General features: G+C 36.4%; 16 protein-coding genes and 1 riboswitch. Of the genes, 9 read left to right on the forward strand and 7 right to left on the reverse strand.

Annotation, left to right across the window (positions count from 1 at the left end):
• Positions 1-29 precede the first annotated feature (29 nt).
• From AC0IXC_RS25080 to AC0IXC_RS25090, 3 genes are all read right to left on the reverse strand, one after another.
• Positions 30-194 carry a type II toxin-antitoxin system antitoxin gene (locus tag AC0IXC_RS25080; protein WP_001085171.1) on the reverse strand — a complete coding sequence of 55 codons (165 nt, stop codon included), beginning with the start codon at positions 192-194 and terminating at the stop codon, positions 30-32.
• 15 nt (positions 195-209) lie between these two features.
• Positions 210-1,055 (reverse strand): SPFH domain-containing protein, encoded by an 846-nt coding sequence (locus tag AC0IXC_RS25085; RefSeq protein WP_002063557.1) that lies wholly within the window; start codon positions 1,053-1,055, stop codon positions 210-212.
• A 220-nt stretch (positions 1,056-1,275) separates the two neighbouring features.
• Positions 1,276-1,659: a YgaP family membrane protein gene (locus AC0IXC_RS25090; RefSeq protein ID WP_471653516.1), complete on the reverse strand. Its 384-nt coding sequence runs from the start codon at positions 1,657-1,659 to the stop codon at positions 1,276-1,278.
• Between the two features lie 325 nt (positions 1,660-1,984).
• Between AC0IXC_RS25090 and pcrB the strand changes: the two genes are divergently transcribed.
• The 6 genes from pcrB to pruA all read left to right on the forward strand — a co-directional run bounded on the left by pcrB (position 1,985) and on the right by pruA (position 10,722).
• Positions 1,985-2,674: a heptaprenylglyceryl phosphate synthase gene (pcrB, locus tag AC0IXC_RS25095; RefSeq protein WP_002029470.1), complete on the forward strand. Its 690-nt coding sequence runs from the start codon at positions 1,985-1,987 to the stop codon at positions 2,672-2,674.
• Between the two features lie 12 nt (positions 2,675-2,686).
• Positions 2,687-4,918 carry a DNA helicase PcrA gene (pcrA, locus tag AC0IXC_RS25100; RefSeq protein ID WP_060748969.1) on the forward strand — a complete coding sequence of 744 codons (2,232 nt, stop codon included), beginning with the start codon at positions 2,687-2,689 and terminating at the stop codon, positions 4,916-4,918.
• Positions 4,919-4,933: 15 nt separating this feature from the next.
• Complete coding sequence (gene ligA / locus AC0IXC_RS25105; RefSeq protein WP_002010032.1) at positions 4,934-6,943, forward strand: NAD-dependent DNA ligase LigA; 2,010 nt, start codon at positions 4,934-4,936, stop codon at positions 6,941-6,943.
• Positions 6,944-6,959: 16 nt separating this feature from the next.
• Complete coding sequence (locus AC0IXC_RS25110; RefSeq protein ID WP_471653517.1) at positions 6,960-8,156, forward strand: CamS family sex pheromone protein; 1,197 nt, start codon at positions 6,960-6,962, stop codon at positions 8,154-8,156.
• Between the two features lie 94 nt (positions 8,157-8,250).
• Complete coding sequence (locus AC0IXC_RS25115; protein ID WP_471653518.1) at positions 8,251-9,021, forward strand: TSUP family transporter; 771 nt, start codon at positions 8,251-8,253, stop codon at positions 9,019-9,021.
• Between the two features lie 153 nt (positions 9,022-9,174).
• The gene (gene pruA / locus AC0IXC_RS25120; protein ID WP_002029484.1) at positions 9,175-10,722 is read left to right on the forward strand and encodes an L-glutamate gamma-semialdehyde dehydrogenase; all 1,548 of its coding nucleotides are present in this window, start codon (positions 9,175-9,177) and stop codon (positions 10,720-10,722) included.
• Between the two features lie 330 nt (positions 10,723-11,052).
• On the opposite strand, the gene AC0IXC_RS25125 is transcribed toward pruA, so the two are convergent.
• Positions 11,053-11,598 carry a cysteine hydrolase family protein gene (locus tag AC0IXC_RS25125; protein ID WP_002091344.1) on the reverse strand — a complete coding sequence of 182 codons (546 nt, stop codon included), beginning with the start codon at positions 11,596-11,598 and terminating at the stop codon, positions 11,053-11,055.
• A 241-nt stretch (positions 11,599-11,839) separates the two neighbouring features.
• Positions 11,840-11,944: riboswitch (SAM riboswitch) on the forward strand.
• Positions 11,945-12,069: 125 nt separating this feature from the next.
• Between AC0IXC_RS25125 and AC0IXC_RS25130 the strand changes: the two genes are divergently transcribed.
• The 3 genes from AC0IXC_RS25130 to AC0IXC_RS25140 are packed head-to-tail and all read left to right on the forward strand — an operon-like array spanning position 12,070 to position 14,620.
• Complete coding sequence (locus AC0IXC_RS25130) at positions 12,070-13,089, forward strand: methionine ABC transporter ATP-binding protein (RefSeq protein WP_002029486.1); 1,020 nt, start codon at positions 12,070-12,072, stop codon at positions 13,087-13,089.
• Entirely contained in the window at positions 13,079-13,744 is a 666-nt protein-coding gene (locus AC0IXC_RS25135) for a methionine ABC transporter permease (protein ID WP_002091343.1), read from the forward strand. The genes AC0IXC_RS25130 and AC0IXC_RS25135 overlap by 11 nt, the downstream gene beginning before the upstream one ends.
• A 21-nt stretch (positions 13,745-13,765) precedes the next feature.
• Positions 13,766-14,620 carry a MetQ/NlpA family ABC transporter substrate-binding protein gene (locus AC0IXC_RS25140; RefSeq protein ID WP_471653519.1) on the forward strand — a complete coding sequence of 285 codons (855 nt, stop codon included), beginning with the start codon at positions 13,766-13,768 and terminating at the stop codon, positions 14,618-14,620.
• A 215-nt stretch (positions 14,621-14,835) separates the two neighbouring features.
• Here AC0IXC_RS25140 and AC0IXC_RS25145 read toward each other — a convergent pair whose 3' ends face one another.
• The 3 genes from AC0IXC_RS25145 to AC0IXC_RS25155 all read right to left on the reverse strand — a co-directional run bounded on the left by AC0IXC_RS25145 (position 14,836) and on the right by AC0IXC_RS25155 (position 16,699).
• A complete protein-coding gene (locus AC0IXC_RS25145) occupies positions 14,836-15,270 on the reverse strand; it encodes an HXXEE domain-containing protein (protein ID WP_471653520.1) in 435 nt (144 codons plus the stop codon).
• A gap of 63 nt (positions 15,271-15,333) precedes the next feature.
• Complete coding sequence (locus AC0IXC_RS25150) at positions 15,334-15,525, reverse strand: DUF3926 domain-containing protein (protein ID WP_002091335.1); 192 nt, start codon at positions 15,523-15,525, stop codon at positions 15,334-15,336.
• Complete coding sequence (locus AC0IXC_RS25155) at positions 15,518-16,699, reverse strand: ArsA family ATPase (RefSeq protein ID WP_002140199.1); 1,182 nt, start codon at positions 16,697-16,699, stop codon at positions 15,518-15,520. The genes AC0IXC_RS25150 and AC0IXC_RS25155 overlap by 8 nt, the downstream gene beginning before the upstream one ends.
• Positions 16,700-16,824: the final 125 nt, after the last annotated feature.

Below are 16,824 nucleotides of genomic sequence, written 5' to 3' on the forward strand. Positions count from 1 at the left end.
AAAATCCCGCTGATTTCTCAGCGGGATTTTTATGCATCTTTATCTTTTTTTAATTTCCCTTTTTGCTTTGCCATTTCTCGAAGTAAATACTCGATGTGTGCATTGACGCTACGAAACTCATCATTCGCCCATTTTTCGATGACTGCGTGTAATTCAGGATCAATACGTAATGGAAAGCTTTTCTTTTTGGCCATAATCACTTACAACCTTTAGTATAGGCTTCCTGTATTAATAACTGGTTGCGCACCTTTATCTGAAACGATGGCAACTAATAAATTGTTCACCATATTTGCTTTACGCTCGTCATCGAGTTCCAGTACGCCTTCTTCATCTAACATATGGATTGAATCTTTCGCCATCTTCACAGCACCTTCAACAATCTCTTTCCTAGCAGCTAATACTGCTTTTGCTTGTTGACGCTGGAGCATTGCATGGGCAATTTCTGTTGCGTAAGCTAAATGTGTTAAACGAGTTTCTAATACTTCTACGCCAGCGATTTCAAGTCGTGCTTCTAACTCACGCTTTAATTCTTCAGAGATCTCTTCAGTATTTCCTCGTAACGTGATGCAAGTTTCATCTTGGAAATTATCATAAGGATATTTTGTAGCAACGTGGCGGATTGCTGTTTCACTTTGAATTTCTACGAATCGATCGTAATGCTCAACACCAAACATTGCTTTTGCGGAATCAACAACTTTATATACGATAACGGCTGCAATTTCAATTGGATTGCCCTCAACATCGTTTACTTTTAATTTCTTACTGTTAAAGTTTTCAACACGTAAAGATACAGTTTGACGAAAAGCGAATGGAATTGTTAAAAATAAACCATTTTGACGAATTGTTCCTAAATAACTACCGAAGAACGTAATAACTTTCGCTTGATTCGGTTGAACGATACCGATACCTGTAGCTAAAACAGATGCTAATATGAGAGCTAAAATAGCTATTACAAACATTTCTTGTACAAGGCAAAATACACCGATAGCGGCTAAAACTAAAATTCCAATAACGCCGAGAAATCCATTAACATAAAATACTTGTTTTTCTTTCATATGATCGCCTCCTTGATATAAAAATGATATCACTTTTATATCATTACATGCAAGAGGGTTACACCTAATTTTCTGAATTTTATTGTTTGATATCTTTTATGTACGTTTTAAGGGCAAAAACAAGAATGTACGTTCTGTTTCGTGGTAAAATAAAGAAGACTTAGCTGCCCACTGCAGCAGCTAAGTCCCTTTGAGAGCATCTTGCATCGTGACAAATGATTCAAAGCGGTTTTGCCAGGATTAATTCTTCAATCGCTGACTCAATCTCTTTGTCAGAAGTGTCATAACTTCCATCTGAATTTGCCTTTGGCTTGTCATGACTGGAAGCTGAATTAACTTCTTCTTTATTATGTCCTTTTTCAGTGAAATTCATGCTAGGCATTTTAAATGCGCTCATATTCATATATTTTCCAAACTTACAGGCTTCAACAATAGGGCAGAAACGAACGATCCCCTCCGCAATTTTCATGGCACCAATCCATAGCAAAACTTTAGACCAAGTGCACCAGGGTTTACGTACGAGTTTAGCTGTACTACAACCGAAGAGGATGAGTCCGAGTGTAATTCGAATTAGAGCACTAATTGTGCCGATGTTTTGCTTCATTAGAAAAACACTCCTTTTTAATTAACTTCGAAATAGAAAATACTATTTCATTTGTTAGTATTCCGTATAAGTTTTTTGATATGTAATCCAACATTTGACGTTGAAAAAGATGTTGGATTGGGCGTGTGTGTAGGTAGTTTTTTTTGTTATAATGAAAGAATGCGTAAAAGGAAGTTCAAAAAGTCCGGTAAAGATAGCTGTCGCATTTCATCGTTGCATACGCCAGTCCGGTAAAGATATAGCAAGGAATGTAAAAAATCTTGATAAAAATTAACTGTTATTTTGAACAGAAATTATATAACTAGAGAAAAGAAAGGGTGTTTTCATGTACGATATTTCCAAATGGAAACATGTATTTAAGCTTGATCCAAATAAGGAGTTAAGTGACGAACATTTAGAAATGATTTGTGAATCTGGAACGGATGCTGTTATTGTAGGCGGAAGTGACGGTATAACAATTGATAACGTATTACACATGCTAGTTAGCATTCGTAGATATGCAGTGCCTTGTGTGTTAGAGGTTTCTGATGTGGAGGCAATTACACCAGGATTTGATTTTTATTACATCCCAAGTGTTTTAAATAGCCGAAAAGTAGAATGGGTAACAGGTGTTCATCATGAGGCATTGAAAGAATTTGGGGATATTATGGACTGGGACGAAATTTACATGGAAGGGTATTGTGTTTTAAACCCAGAAGCGAAAGTAGCCCAGCTTACAGATGCAAAATGTGATTTAACAGAAGATGATGTTATTGCATATGCGCGTTTAGCAGACAAGCTATTACATTTACCGATATTCTATTTAGAATATAGCGGGACGTATGGAGACATTGAGCTTGTTAAAAATGTAAAAGCAGAATTGAAACAAGCTAAGCTATATTATGGCGGTGGTATTTCTAATGCAGAACAAGCGAAAGAAATGGCACAGTATGCTGATACAGTAGTTGTTGGAAATATTATTTATGATGATATAAAATCGGCATTAAAAACAGTTAAAGCAGTAAAAGGAGAGTAGGTGCAGGCACATATGAGTACGACAGATAAGTTATTAAATGGTTTAAATCCGCAGCAACAAAAAGCAGTACAAACAACAAATGGAGCACTTCTATTAATGGCAGGCGCAGGTAGTGGGAAAACACGTGTGTTAACACACCGTATTGCATATTTACTTGGTGAAAAAGGTGTGGCGCCATGGAATGTACTAGCAATTACCTTTACAAATAAAGCTGCTCGTGAAATGCGTGAGCGTATTGATAAACTTGTTGGACCAGAAGCAGAAGATATTTGGATTTCTACGTTCCACTCTATGTGCGTACGTATTTTACGACGTGATATTGACCGCATTGGTATTAATCGTAACTTTACAATCTTAGATTCAGGTGATCAGTTAACTGTAGTAAAAAAAATTATGAAGGAGCGCAATATTGACCCGAAGAAGTTTGAGCCGCGCTCTATTTTAGCGGGTATTAGCAATGCGAAAAATGAACTGTTATCTGCAGATAAATATGCAAAAAAAATTACAACCGCTGATCCATATGAAAAATTAACGAGCGATGTATATACAGAATATCAAAAACGTCTTTTGAAAAATAACTCATTAGACTTTGATGATTTAATTATGACGACGATTCAGCTATTTGAACGTGTTCCAGAAGTACTAGAGTTTTATCAGCGTAAATTCCAATATATTCACGTTGATGAGTATCAAGATACGAACAAAGCTCAGTACCTTCTTGTTAAACATTTGGCATCACGTTTTAAAAACCTTTGTGTTGTTGGTGATTCGGATCAGTCTATTTACCGCTGGCGCGGGGCTGACATTTCTAACATTTTGTCATTCGAAAAAGACTATGAGAATGCACAAGTTATTCTGTTAGAACAAAACTATCGTTCATCACAAAATATTTTAAATGCAGCTAATGCTGTAATTGAAAAAAATTCAAACCGTAAACCGAAGAAATTATGGACAGAAAATCAAATTGGAAGCAAAATCTCGTATTATCGTGCTGCAACCGAAAAGGACGAAGCGTATTTTGTTGCGAAAAAAATTCGTGACGATATTCAAATGGGGAACCGAAAATATACTGATTTTGCAGTGTTATATCGTACAAATGCCCAGTCTCGTATGATTGAGGAGATTTTCCTAAAATCTAATATCCCTTACAAAATTGTCGGCGGTACTAAGTTCTATGATCGTAAAGAGATTAAAGACATTTTGGCGTACTTACGTTTAATTGGGAATCCAGATGATGAGATTAGTTTTGCACGTATTATTAACATGCCAAAGCGCGGGATTGGTGCGACTTCTATCGATAAAATTATTAATTATGGTGTGCAAAACGGAATCTCATTAACTGCTGTATTTGATGAGATTGAGCATGTTGGTGTAAGTGCAAAAATAACAAAAGCAGTAAAAGAATTCGCAAGTTTATTACACAACTGGGTAAATATGCAAGAGTATTTATCTGTTACAGAATTAGTAGAAGAAGTTATTGAGAAGACAGGCTATCGCGATATGTTGAAAAATGAGCGTTCTTTAGAAGCAGAAGGTCGTTTAGAAAACTTAGACGAGTTTTTATCTGTTACACAAACATTTGAATCCCAAAGCGAAGATAAGAGCCTTGTTGCATTCTTAACAGACTTAGCTCTTGTTGCGGATATTGATCGTGTAGATGAAGATCCAACTGCTGGTGAAGAAGTTATTTTAATGACGATGCACTCAGCGAAAGGATTAGAGTTCCCAGTTGTCTTTATTGTTGGCTTAGAGGAAGGGATATTCCCGCATACTCGTTCTCTTATGGAAGAGGATGAAATGCAAGAAGAGCGTCGTCTTGCCTATGTAGGTATTACTCGTGCAGAAGAAGAGCTATACTTATCCAATGCTCAAATGCGTACTTTATTTGGTAGAACAAGTATGAATGCAGCATCTCGATTTATTACAGAAATTCCGGCAGAATTAGTAGAACCATTAAACGAAACAGCACCGAAGCGTGAAACTTCGTTTGGTGCAAAAGGAAGAACGACAAGCGCAACTACAACACGTTCTCGTTCAGCTTTCGCGCGTCCGGCTGTTAAGACGACAGGTGGCGAGCAAATTGGCTGGGGAATAGGCGATAAAGCTGCTCACCAGAAGTGGGGAGTCGGTACAGTTGTAAGTGTAAAGGGTGAAGGAGATTCAAAAGAATTAGATATTGCGTTCCCAAGCCCAATTGGTATTAAACGTTTATTAGCAAAATTTGCACCTGTGACGAAACAATAGGAAAGGACTGAGGATATGTCAAAAGAGATAGCCAAAAAACGTATAGAAGAATTGCGTGATTTGTTAAATACATTTAACTATCAATATCACGTATTAGACAATCCTTCTGTTTCTGATGCGGAATATGACCGTGATATGCAGGAGCTTATAAAATTAGAAGCAGAGAACCCAGAGTTTATGAGTGAAGACTCTCCCTCCATTCGCGTTGGGGGGACTGTTCTTGATATATTTGAAAAGGTAACGCATAAATCACCAATGTTAAGTTTAGGAAACGCGTTTAATGAAGGAGATTTGCGTGATTTTGATCGAAGAGTACATCAGGGAATTGATGATGCGAATGTAAGATATATATGCGAATTAAAAATTGACGGACTTGCTGTTTCACTTCATTATGAAAAAGGACGCTTCATTCAAGGAGCAACACGTGGTGATGGTATAACGGGTGAAGATATTACCCAAAACTTAAAAACGATTAAAGCTATCCCGCTGCGTTTAAATGAAGAAGTAACGTTAGAAGCACGAGGCGAGGCTTATATGCCGAAGCGTTCATTCGTTAAATTGAATGAAGAGAAAGAACAAAATGGTGAAGATGTATTTGCGAATCCACGTAATGCGGCAGCAGGATCGATACGCCAACTTGATCCGAAAATTGCAGCGAAGCGTAACTTATCTATGTTTGTGTATGGTCTTGCTAATGTAGAAGAAAAAACAATTCCATCCCACAGTGAATCACTGGATTTCTTAGGTGAGCTTGGATTTAAGACGAATCCAAATCGTCGTACATGTGAAACAATTGAAGACGTAATAGCCTATGTAGAAGAGTGGCAAGAAAAACGCCCGCATCTTGATTATGAGATTGACGGAATCGTTATAAAAGTAGACGATGTTGCTATTCAAGAAAGCTTAGGAACTACAGCAAAGAGTCCAAGATGGGCAATAGCTTATAAATTCCCAGCTGAAGAAGTTGTGACGAGATTAACAGGGATTGAATTAAGTGTCGGCCGCACAGGAGTTGTAACACCAACTGCAGAGCTCGAGCCAGTTAGAGTGGCTGGTACTATCGTTCGTCGTGCTTCTTTACATAACGAAGATTTAATTCGTGAAAAGGATATTCGAATTGGTGACTACGTTGTTGTGAAAAAGGCTGGAGATATCATTCCTGAAGTTGTGAACGTTATTTTTGATAAGCGTACTGGTGAGGAAGAAGAATATCATATGCCAACGCATTGTCCAGCATGTGAGAGTGAACTTGTTCGTTTAGAAGAAGAAGTAGCACTTCGATGTATAAATCCGACTTGCCCAGCTCAAATTCGTGAAGGATTAATCCATTTCGTTTCAAGAAACGCAATGAATATTGATGGACTTGGAGAACGTGTAATTACACAACTCTTTGATGCGGATTATATTCGTACGTTTGCTGATTTATATTCATTGACGAAAGAGCAATTATTAGAACTAGAACGTTTCGGTGAAAAATCAGCAACAAATTTAGTCCAAGCAATTGAGAATTCTAAGGAAAACTCATTAGAGCGATTATTATTCGGTCTTGGTATTCGTCATGTCGGTGCGAAAGCGGCACGTACATTTGCTGAGCATTTCGAAACGATGGATGAGCTTGTGAAAGCGACGGAAGAAGAATTAAAAACAATTAATGAGATTGGTGAAAAAATGGCTCAATCCGTTGTAACGTATTTCGATAATGAAGACGTATTAGAGCTATTACAACAATTTAAAGAGTATGGCGTGAACATGGCATACAAAGGTATAAAAATTGCTGATTTACAAAATGTTGAATCGTACTTCGCAGGAAAAACTGTCGTCTTAACAGGGAAATTAGAAGTTATGGGCCGCAGTGAAGCGAAGAAGAAAATTGAGGCATTAGGTGGAAAAGTAACAGGAAGTGTTAGTAAAAGTACGGATTTACTTGTTGCTGGTGAAGCTGCAGGCTCGAAATTAGCGCAAGCAGAGAAGCATAATGTTGAAGTTTGGAATGAAGAGAGGTTCTTACAAGAGCTGAATAAGTAAGAGGTGCAAACTTACGATGAAAAAAATAGCGTTAGCGGTATTAAGTCTTAGCCTACTTGTAAGTGGGTGTAGTATCGGTTCCAATAAAGATGAAAAAGCAGTTGAGAAATCGGGGAAAGCGAAAGAACAAGCAGTTATCCCGAAATACTCCATTTCGGATGAATATTATAAGACAACGGTTCAATTTGATCCAGGTGAGGCACGTGGTTTAGTTGTACAAGGTTTAAATAGTCGTCTAGATGTAGATGAATTTGAAACAGGATTAATGCGCATTGCCAAAGAATCATTTAGTACGAAAGATTATTTCTTTAAAGGCGGAGACGTTTTAGATACTCAAAGTGTTCAAATGCTTGTAAAAAGAAAGCGTACAGACGCTGAACAAAAAGAGCTAGAGGACAAGTTGAAAAAAGATGCAGTTAAATTTCCGAATGTAGGGTTGAATCCAGCCTTAAGTGAAGGATCAGAATCGCTAGAAGTAAAGAATAAAAAAAGTCCAATGTATATCTCAAATATTTTAGAGCATGATTATTATGTAAGAAAAGGTGAGAACGATGTTGAACGTGGTGGCATTGTAGTTGGATTAGCGATGAATTCTGTTCAATATTATGAGGAAGAGCATGGTTATCCGCGTGAGGCTGCAATTCCAGATGTAAAAATGTTAGCTGAAGGGAAAAGGATGGCCCAAGAAATCTTGAAAGTAATGCAGCAAAAAAAGCCTGAAATAAAAAATATTCCGGTTACATTTGCGATTTATCGTCAAGGTCCAAAGTCTTCGCTTGTACCAGGGAATTTTGTTTCTTATGCTAAGGTAGAAAAAGGTAGTGAAACGGTTGAGGATTGGAAACCAATCAATGAGAAATATTATTTGTTCCCGTCTGAACAAGCAAAAGCGGATAATAAACGTGAAGACCTTGCAAGGGTTTCAAACTTTAAAGCGAAGTTAAGTGAGTATTTCCAAGGCGATTATACAGCTGTTATCGGTACTGGAATGTATAGAGATGATGAATTAAAAGAAATGAAGCTCGATATTCCTGTCCAATTCAATGGGAAAGCTGAAGTAATTGGTTTTACACAATATGTAGCTGGACTTGTTATGGAATATTTCCCGAATTATATGAAAGTACAAGTAACAATTAAATCTGTAGAACGCCCAGAAGCAATTATTATACGTGAAGCGAAGCAAGATGAACCGTTTGTGAAAATTTTAGATTAAAGATGAGAGCTGTTCCATAAAGGAACAGCTTTTTTTCTTGAAAAATTTTGTTATAATTTTAAATGTTACAAATAAAGGGGTAAGGGGCAAAGTCATGGAAGAACTAAGCTTTCAAGTCATTATTTTATTAATTGCATTCGGGTTTTTAGCTGCTTTTATTGATTCGGTTGTTGGAGGGGGAGGGTTAATTTCGCTTCCTGCACTTATGTTTGTTGGTTTATCACCAGCTTCAGCAATCGCAACGAATAAATTAGCTGCAACGATGGGGACGCTTACGAGCACAATTTATTTTATTCGATCAGGTAAGGTGAATTTTCGGATTGTAGGAAAGTTAATCCCGTTAACTATTATTGGAGCAGTCGCAGGGGCTTTAGTAGTAAAGTTTATTCCGCCTGATATTTTGCGTCCACTAGTGCTCGTAATGTTGGTTTTTATTGCCATTTATATTATTGTGAAAAAAGATTGGGGAAGTGCATCTACCTATAAAAAGATGACAAAAGGAAAAACATTAATGTTTTTCTTTGTTATTTTAATGATAGGATTTTATGATGGATTTTTTGGACCAGGGACAGGATCCTTTTTAATTTTTGCATTTTTATTAATTGGTTTGGATTTTATTCAAGCGGCAGCATCTGGAAAACTTTTGAACTTCGTTAGTAATATCGTATCTTTAATTACTTTTTTATTTTTAGATGTGATTCATTTTGAATACGGTATAATTATGGGCTTATCAATGATTTTAGGTGCTTATTTTGGATCGAAGTTTGCGGTTCAAAAAGGTGTTGGATATGTAAGGACTTTATTTTTATTAGTTACTATTTTATTAATCGGGAAAAATGTTTTGGAATATACTCATATTTTGTAGATTCATACGTATGTATGAATCTCTTTTTTTTATTATATTTTAAAAATTTATTAATTTTTAAAATATAAGTCTAGGAATATTTGAATAAATCTAAATTATCGTGTAGAATAATGTTGTAAAATGTAAACGTTTTTCTAAGGGGAGGCTAAAAAGATGGTAGTAGCATACAAACATGAGCCATTTACAGATTTTTCAGTAGAGGCTAACAAATTAGCGTTTGAAGAGGGTTTAAAGAAAGTAGAATCTTATCTTGGACAAGACTATCCATTAATTATCGGGGGAGAAAAAATCACTACAGAAGACAAAATTGTTTCTGTAAACCCTGCAAATAAAGAGGAACTTGTTGGTCGTGTTTCAAAAGCAAGCCGTGAATTAGCTGAAAAAGCAATGCAAGTAGCGGATGCAACATTCCAAACTTGGAGAAAGTCAAAACCAGAAATGCGTGCAGATATTTTATTCCGTGCTGCAGCAATCGTTCGTCGTAGAAAACATGAGTTCTCTGCTATTCTTGTAAAAGAAGCAGGTAAACCATGGAATGAGGCAGATGCTGATACAGCAGAAGCAATCGACTTTATGGAATATTATGCTCGCCAAATGTTGAAATTAAAAGACGGTATTCCAGTAGAAAGCCGTCCAATTGAATATAATCGTTTCTCTTACATTCCATTAGGAGTAGGTGTTATCATTTCTCCTTGGAACTTCCCATTCGCAATTATGGCAGGTATGACAACAGCTGCTGTAGTTTCTGGTAACACAGTATTACTAAAACCAGCTAGTACAACTCCTGTAGTAGCAGCGAAATTTATGGAAGTATTAGAAGAAGCTGGTTTACCAGCTGGCGTAGTAAACTTCGTTCCAGGTAATGGCTCTGAAGTTGGTGACTACTTAGTAGATCACCCTCGTACACGTTTCGTTAGCTTTACTGGATCTCGCGATGTAGGTATTCGTATTTACGAACGTGCAGCGAAAGTAAACCCAGGACAAATTTGGTTAAAACGTGTTATCGCTGAAATGGGCGGTAAAGATACAATCGTTGTTGATAAAGAGGCAGATCTTGAATTAGCAGCTAAATCTATCGTTGCATCAGCATTCGGATTCTCAGGACAAAAATGTTCTGCATGTTCTCGTGCAGTAATCCATGAAGATGTATACGATCATGTATTAAATCGTGCTGTTGAATTAACAAAAGAATTAACAGTAGGTAACCCAGATGCAAAAGATATTAACATGGGACCTGTTAATGACCAAGCTGCATTCGATAAAGTAATGAGCTATGTTGCAATTGGTAAAGAAGAAGGTAAAATCGTATCAGGTGGCGAAGGAGACGATTCTAAAGGCTGGTTCATCCAACCAACAATCGTTGCTGACGTTGCAGAAGATGCTCGCTTAATGAAAGAAGAAATCTTCGGACCAGTAGTAGCATTCTGTAAAGCAAAAGACTTTGATCATGCACTTGCAATTGCAAATAATACAGAATACGGTTTAACAGGAGCAGTTCTTTCTAACAACCGTGACCATATTGAAAAAGCACGCGAAGACTTCCACGTTGGTAACTTATACTTCAACCGTGGATGTACTGGTGCAATCGTAGGTTACCAACCATTCGGTGGCTTTAACATGTCTGGTACAGACTCTAAAGCTGGTGGTCCTGACTACTTAGCACTTCACATGCAAGCAAAAACTACTTCTGAAACTTTATAAGAAATAGTAGAAAAGATCTTCACAGACTGTGAAGATCTTTTCTTTTTGAGAAACTCTCTATAGCAGAAGTAATCGATTTTATAGAAGCTAGTTAATTTCAATCAAGAAAAGTTTTCCAAATATTACTATTTGTTCTTTTGAATTAGTTAAACCCTGTTAATATCGGGATAAACATGAAAATAGAAACAAAACAGCGAGAAAAATTGACTTATTAGTCATATTTTTTAGTATTCATTTTGAGGATTTCCTGTATAATACAATTTGAAAGAAAATCTATGGTTAGACAAGAGAACACTCCTTTCGGCTTTGCTAACTGAAAGGAGTGTTTTTTTAGGTCGCTAAAAACTCTTCTGTACTCATTATATTTGCGTATACTCCATTTAAACTCGCCAAAATTGTATTATGAATATAAACAGCTGGTATAGTAGCATTCTTAAATGAAAGATCTTTTGTAGCACAAGCATCGTGTATTACGGTACAGTGAAGGCCAAAATCAAAAGCAGCTCTTACTGTAGCATCAATACACATATGGGTCATCATCCCGCATATTACGACGTGCTCAATTCCTGAACGTTGTAATTGTTCTAGAAGATCAGTTTCTCGGAAGCTATTTGGATAATGTTTAAGGATCACGGTTTCCTCTCTAAGTGGACGGACATTTTCGTGAATATGGACACCTTCTGTATTGGGTAGGAAAAAAGTAGCGCTATCTTTTATAGCTACATGTTGGATATGAAAAATAGGTTCGTTTCTTATTCTAAAATGTTGTAGTAGCTGACTAGCATATTCACTTGCTTCTACTGGATTACGTAATTCCATCATTCCGCTTGGAAAATAATCATTTTGAATGTCGACGAGCAAAAGAGCTGTTTTCATATATCTATCTTCCTCCGATTTCATATTCAAATAATGTTATTCAATGAGTAGAGAAGATTCTCCTTTTTAAAAGTATGAGTGAGAAGGATTTTACATAACTTTAAAAATCACTATTGTATTGTTACTTCTTATTTTAAAATTCAAATAGAGAAATAATTAATATTTTTCCGAAAAATGTATTGACTCTCATTATTCTGAGTTCTATAATAAGACTTAATTAAACGACAATTAAATCGATACACTCTTATCCAGAGAGGTGGAGGGACTGGCCCTACGATACCTCAGCAACGGGTTTTTTAATACCGTGCTAACTCCAGCAAGCCTATAAAGGCTTGGAAGATGAGAAGATGTGAATGAGTACATATAAAAGTGCTCTCCTTCTTATCTTTTATTACTGATAAGAAGGAGAGCACTTTTTATTTTACCTCGAAAGCTCTACTTCAAGTTTTACAGCATATAGGAGGGAAGAAAATGATTTCTTTTAACAATGTAAGTAAAGTATATGAATCAGGTGGGCAATCTGTTCATGCGGTTGAGGATGTAACGCTGTCAGTTGAAAAGGGCGAAATTTTTGGCATTATCGGATTTAGTGGTGCTGGAAAGAGTACGCTATTACGTTTAGTAAATATGTTAGAAAGACCAACTGCAGGAACAATTTCAATAGATGATAAAGATATTACATCATTATCGGCGAAAGAATTACGGAAACTAAGACAAAGAATTGGGATGATTTTTCAAAGTTTTAATCTATTTAATTCAAGAACGGTGTTTGGGAACATTGCTTATCCATTAAGGTTAGCGAAATTGCCGAAGAATGAGATAAAAGAAAGAGTGAATGAACTACTAAAATTTGTTGGTTTAGAAGATAAAGCGAACTATTATCCAGAACAGTTATCAGGTGGACAAAAGCAGCGTGTTGGGATTGCAAGAGCACTTGCGACATCACCGGATATTCTCATATGTGATGAGGCAACATCAGCTTTAGATCCGGAAACAACAACAGAAATCTTAAATTTATTAAAGAAAGTAAATAGAGAGTACAATTTAACGATCCTACTTATTACACATGAAATGCACGTTGTGAAAGAAATTTGTCACCGTGTAGCCGTTATGGAAAAAGGAAAAGTAATTGAGGAAGGAAAACTGTTTGACGTTTTCACACAACCAAAAACAAAGACCACTCAAAATTTTGTACGCTCTGTTATTAATGATCACTTACCAGAAAGTGTTCTAGCGAAAATTCAAAACGGAGGTCAGATTTATCGCCTGACTTTTACTGGGGAAGAGACAGGACAGCCTGTACTATCATATATTGCGAAAAACTATAACGTCGATGTAAATGTTCTTTATGGAAATATTATTGAACTCCAAAATGTGCTATTTGGAAATCTTCTTGTAGAACTACAAGGTGAACAGAAAGAAATTCAAAAAGCATTACAACATCTAAGACTGCAAGTGCAGCTGAAGGAGGTAGAAGCTCATGCGAGTTGATTGGAGTATATTTTGGCCTCGCATATTAGATGCGACGGGGGATACCCTCTTAATGGTAATTGTAACCCTTATATTTGCTACAATTCTTGGTATACCTCTAGGTTTACTGTTGTATGTGACGAGAAAAGGGAATTTTTTAGAAAATAAATGGGTCTTTTCTATTCTTAATATCATAATTAATACAATTCGTCCGGTTCCATTCATTATCTTTTTAGTAGCTTTAAGCCCACTAACAAGAAGTGTTATTGGAACGACGATTGGAACGGCTGCAGCAATCTTCCCAATGACGTTAGTCGCATCAATTGGTATTGCTAGAATGGTTGAAACCAATCTTGTTTCTGTTCCGAAAGGAGTAATTGAAGCAGCACAAGCAATGGGCGCTTCACCACTTAGAATTGTTTTTGAAATCCTCGTACCAGAAGCTTTAGCACCATTGATCCTAGGTGTCACGTTTATGACGGTCGGTTTAATTGAATTTTCTGCAGTCGCAGGACTTGTCGGTGGTGGCGGTCTTGGTGACTTAGCAATGACATATGGTTATCAACGCTTTGATACGTCAGTTATGTTTGTAACGGTCGTTTTACTTATTATTCTTGTACAGGTGGCTCAAAATTTAGGGAACTACTTTGCGAAAGTCTTTTTACGCAGATCATAAAAAGGAAGAGGGGAAAAGAAAATGAAGAAAATTTTAGCATTTGCATTATCAGCGATCGTAGGAATTACAGCATTAAGCGGCTGCTCAGGTGGAGACACAGGTGCAGGAGCGAAAGAGAAAGTAGTTCGCGTCGGTGTAACTGGAACAGATGGAGACGTTTGGGAAATTTTAAAGAAAAAAGCTGAAAAAGAAGGGATTAAAATTAAACTGGTTGAGTTCTCTGATTACACAACACCCAACAAAGCGTTAGCTGATGGAGATATTGAACTAAACTCATTCCAGCACGTTGCTTTCTTAGAGCAATTTAAAAAGGAGCATAAGTTAGATATTACAGCTGTTGGTACAACGCAAATTGCACCGATGGGCTTATACTCTGAAAAATATAAGAAAGCAAATGAAATCCCAGATGGTTCGGAAATTGCTATTCCGAATGATCCAACGAACCAAGCACGTGCATTAAAACTTCTTGATGCAGCTGGCTTATTAAAGCTTAAGAAAGATTTTGGTCTATTTGGGGATCCAAGCGGTATCGCTGAAAATCCGAAGAAGCTAAAAGTTACACCGGTTATCGCACAGCAAACACCTCGTGTGTTAAAAGATGTAGCGGCTTCAGTTATTAATAACGGTGTTGCTGGTCAAGCTGGATTAGACCCAGCGAAGGATCCAATTTTCTTAGAAGATCCAAATAATGAAAATGCAAAGGCCTATATTAATATTTTCGCAGCTCGTACGAAAGATAAAAATGATCCAACACTGAAAAAAGTAATTGAGTTATACCATTCAAAAGAAGTAACAGATGCAATTAAGAAAGAAACAAATGATGGTTCAATTTCAGTAGATCTTTCACTTGATGAGCTTGAAAAAATCGTAAAATAATTATTGAGTTTAACGACTAACAGTAGGAACCCCTCCGCTGTTAGCTCGTTCAACATATAATCTACTTAACAAACAAAACCCTAATTCTGTACCTTCTAATTTTGTATAACATAGAATCCAATGTTTGTTAAGTAGAGTGATGGACCAGGAGTTTTCCTGGTCTTTTTTTAATTAAAGTAGCTGGCTAATAATAAGGAAATCCAAATTATGATTGGTTAAGAGATTAAACTAAAAATGAGTGTACTTGCTAATTTCTTTTTAGGGATTAATAGTTTCTTTGATGAAAATAAGAAAAGAGAAAATAGGATAATGATAGATGCTGAGATTACTCCTGGATTATAAGAACGATAAATGAAATACAAGATAATATGCTGAACGGCGTTAAAGAAGATACAGCCCTGTATAAAAATGATCAAATAAATAGAAGATATGATGCTTAATTGATATAGAATGACTATGAGTAAGACGAAGGTTGTTAATATGGAAATTGCAATGAAAAATTGTTTGTTAGTTATAAAATGGATCGAAAATCGATTAGTGATATATTGTGGCATTTGGAAAGCTTCTTCAAGGTTATGAAAAAAGAATAGAAGGGGGATTAGCCAGATTGTATTAGTGGTGAAATGTCTTGTTGAAGATGTTTTTATCAACTTATATCAGCTCCAATAAAGGGATAGAAAGCCTATAAGAAAAGGCTTTCTACAAGGGTATAGTTATTCAATTATGATGCTTTTTAAATTACTCTCAGGTTGCGGTTGTTCTTCAGCATAGGAGGAGAGCTCCTCTTGCAAAATATTTAGTGCGTGCTTAGCTGATTGCTGAATCGGATTCGGTAGCTCTTCTAATATACGCATACCGATTTTTATTTTTGTACGAATTACCTTTCTTAGTAATTCATCATGCATGTACTACACCTCCAAACCGAATGTTTAGTACATCATCTTCAAACTTAGCTCCTTGAATAGAAAGGTGTGTTAATGTTTTTGGTAAGGTGATATTTCGCTTCATAGAGCCGGCTCGAATAATAAGTTCATCACCTTTTTGATTTAATGAAAGTTCACTTTTGTTTGAGAAGGGAATGGACAGAACGAAAATATACTCATCGCCATCTTTTTTTACATATTGTGTGCGGCCATTAAATTTCACTTCAGTAGGAGAAGGGTCTGATTTAAATAAAGCATTTCCTACACGCTCTAACATAGCTAAACCAACAACTTCTTGTTCAAACATGGGAGCTTCGTAAATAGGAAGTGGCTGAAAACTATCTTTAATTAACGCCTTATATTTCTTTTGTGTATCTTTCCATGCCTGAAAGTAAGGGTCGGTAACAGTGTTAGGGATGACGCGGTTAATCATAATGGCATCTACGTTATAATCGTATAAGTTTAAATAAGTAAAACTACGCTGAGCTTCTTTAATGACCATTTTTTCAGGATTTACAACAACGCGAATACTCGTTACTTTTCGGTTTGATAAAATATCTCTCATTTCTCCGAGCTGTTCAAGCGTATTCGTTAATTCGTCCATAATATCATCAGTTGGAAGGGGGACACCAAGAAGTGGTTGAGCTACAGGACGAACAACTTTTAAAATCTTCCTTTTAATAGGAAAGAGTTTTTCCATCCACCAGCCGAGCATGTCTGGAAAGCTAAGCATTGCTAAAGTTTCTCCAGTCGGTGCGCAATCAATAATGATGACGTCGTAAGTGTTGTGTTTATAGTAATCGAGTACTCGAAGTAAGCTAATTAAATCTTCCATACCAGGGAACATCGTTAATTCTTCTGTTGTAATATCATCAGCTGCTTTTGAAGTGAAGAGTAGTGTAATATATTTCTGCAATTTCCCCCAGCCTTTTTCCATTTCATAAATAGTGTTAATTTCTTGTGCCCACAAGTTTTCGCGAATTTCTAGTGGCTCAGAAGATAGTTTTATGCCAAATGAATCCCCTAAACTATGAGCAGGATCTGTACTCATTACTAATGTTTTTAATCCTTGTTTTGCACTTTGGATTGCTGTTGCTGCTGAAATGCTAGTTTTTCCTACGCCGCCTTTACCTGTATACAGAATAATTCTCATCATTAATATCCCCTTTGTTTCGAATGTCGAATATTACGAGTGTCGAAATATTTAATTGAATAAAAACCCAACTAGGGTCTTATCCCGCATTAACGGGCAGTAAGACTCCCGCCCAAAAATTCGACTGG

Source organism: Bacillus sp. AC266 (assembly GCF_979253805.1).

Excerpts from the sequence above, each read along its gene's own strand:
- pruA (WP_002029484.1), top strand. The coding sequence starts at position 9,175 with ATGGTAGTAGCATACAAACATGAGCCATTTACAGATTTTTCAGTAGAG.
- pcrB (WP_002029470.1), top strand. The coding sequence starts at position 1,985 with ATGTACGATATTTCCAAATGGAAACATGTATTTAAGCTTGATCCAAAT.
- AC0IXC_RS25115 (WP_471653518.1), top strand. The coding sequence starts at position 8,251 with ATGGAAGAACTAAGCTTTCAAGTCATTATTTTATTAATTGCATTCGGG.
- AC0IXC_RS25155 (WP_002140199.1), bottom strand. The coding sequence starts at position 16,699 with ATGATGAGAATTATTCTGTATACAGGTAAAGGCGGCGTAGGAAAAACT.
- AC0IXC_RS25085 (WP_002063557.1), bottom strand. The coding sequence starts at position 1,055 with ATGAAAGAAAAACAAGTATTTTATGTTAATGGATTTCTCGGCGTTATT.
- AC0IXC_RS25130 (WP_002029486.1), top strand. The coding sequence starts at position 12,070 with ATGATTTCTTTTAACAATGTAAGTAAAGTATATGAATCAGGTGGGCAA.
- ligA (WP_002010032.1), top strand. The coding sequence starts at position 4,934 with ATGTCAAAAGAGATAGCCAAAAAACGTATAGAAGAATTGCGTGATTTG.
- AC0IXC_RS25110 (WP_471653517.1), top strand. The coding sequence starts at position 6,960 with ATGAAAAAAATAGCGTTAGCGGTATTAAGTCTTAGCCTACTTGTAAGT.
- AC0IXC_RS25135 (WP_002091343.1), top strand. The coding sequence starts at position 13,079 with ATGCGAGTTGATTGGAGTATATTTTGGCCTCGCATATTAGATGCGACG.
- AC0IXC_RS25090 (WP_471653516.1), bottom strand. The coding sequence starts at position 1,659 with ATGAAGCAAAACATCGGCACAATTAGTGCTCTAATTCGAATTACACTC.
- AC0IXC_RS25140 (WP_471653519.1), top strand. The coding sequence starts at position 13,766 with ATGAAGAAAATTTTAGCATTTGCATTATCAGCGATCGTAGGAATTACA.
- pcrA (WP_060748969.1), top strand. The coding sequence starts at position 2,687 with ATGAGTACGACAGATAAGTTATTAAATGGTTTAAATCCGCAGCAACAA.
- AC0IXC_RS25150 (WP_002091335.1), bottom strand. The coding sequence starts at position 15,525 with ATGCATGATGAATTACTAAGAAAGGTAATTCGTACAAAAATAAAAATC.
- AC0IXC_RS25080 (WP_001085171.1), bottom strand. The coding sequence starts at position 194 with ATGGCCAAAAAGAAAAGCTTTCCATTACGTATTGATCCTGAATTACAC.
- AC0IXC_RS25125 (WP_002091344.1), bottom strand. The coding sequence starts at position 11,598 with ATGAAAACAGCTCTTTTGCTCGTCGACATTCAAAATGATTATTTTCCA.